Source organism: Pseudomonas sp. GM102 (genome assembly GCF_000282555.1).
Classification (GTDB): Bacteria; Pseudomonadota; Gammaproteobacteria; order Pseudomonadales; family Pseudomonadaceae; genus Aquipseudomonas.
In genome coordinates this window covers 1-981 of the sequence record NZ_AKJB01000097.1, presented here as the reverse complement: position 1 = coordinate 981, position 981 = coordinate 1, and the positions used below count along the sequence as shown (strand labels likewise).

At 62.1% G+C, this 981-nt stretch carries 1 protein-coding gene; it reads right to left on the bottom strand.

All coding sequences use genetic code 11. From position 1 onward, the window contains the following. On the bottom strand, positions 1 to 981 hold a 981-nt coding region (locus tag PMI18_RS06780; RefSeq protein ID WP_007904792.1), incomplete at both ends, for a bifunctional 5-dehydro-2-deoxygluconokinase/5-dehydro-2-deoxyphosphogluconate aldolase.

The following is a 981-nucleotide window of genomic DNA, read 5'->3' as shown; positions in this document are numbered from 1 at the left end:
TGCTCAGGTCGCGACCGCCCTTGTGGGCCAGTTCCACCAATTGCCCGCGATGATCGAAGGCAAAGATGAACAGTTGTTTCCACTGTTTGCGCGGTACGCTGACCTGATGCAGACGCTGCAACACGGCGTCCTGATCCGGTCGGGTGATGGGTACCGGGCTGTTGAATAGATAGTCAAGTTCGGCACGGGTCGGCATGGCCGGGGCGCAGGCATGGCGCGACACCACCAGACCGCCGCAGGCATTGGCCAACTGGCAGCAACGCTCGTCGCTGGCGTCTTCCAGCCAACCGCTGAGGAAACCCGACATGAAGGCATCGCCGGCCCCCAGCACATTCAGCACTTCGACGCGCACGCCGGGATAGATCGCGCCATCTTCAAGACGCGCCGGAATCGCTCCGTGAATCACCGTGCAGCCTTGCGGGCCGAGCTTGACCACCAGTGTCGCCGCGCTCAGGCGCCGGACGTTTTGCAATGCAGTGAGCAAATCCTCGGAACCACCGGCGATCAAAAACTCTTCTTCAGTACCGACGATCAGGTCGAAGCGCGGGAGGATTTTCTGCACGTGCTGGCTGACGTTCTGATCAGCAACGAACCGGGTTTCGCCGTCCGCCTTGCCGGCCAGGCCCCAGAGCACCGGGCGGTAGTCGATGTCCAGCACCCGTTTGACGTTGTGCTTCTCGGCATAGTCCAGCGCCTGGATGCTCGCCTTGTAGACGCCGTCGGTGGAGAAATGGGTGCCGGTGATCAGCAAGGCCTTGCTGGAGGCGATAAAGGCTTCGCTGATGTCTTCGGCACGCAACGCCATGTCGGCGCAGTTTTCGCGGTAGAACACCAGGGGAAAGGTTTCGCGGTCCTTGAGGCCCAACAGGACCATGGCGGTCAGGCGTTCCGGATCGACCTTGATGCCGCTGACGTCGCAGCCTTCGCGGGTCAGCGATTCAACGAGGAAGCGGCCCATGTGGTCGTCCCCTACCCGGCTCA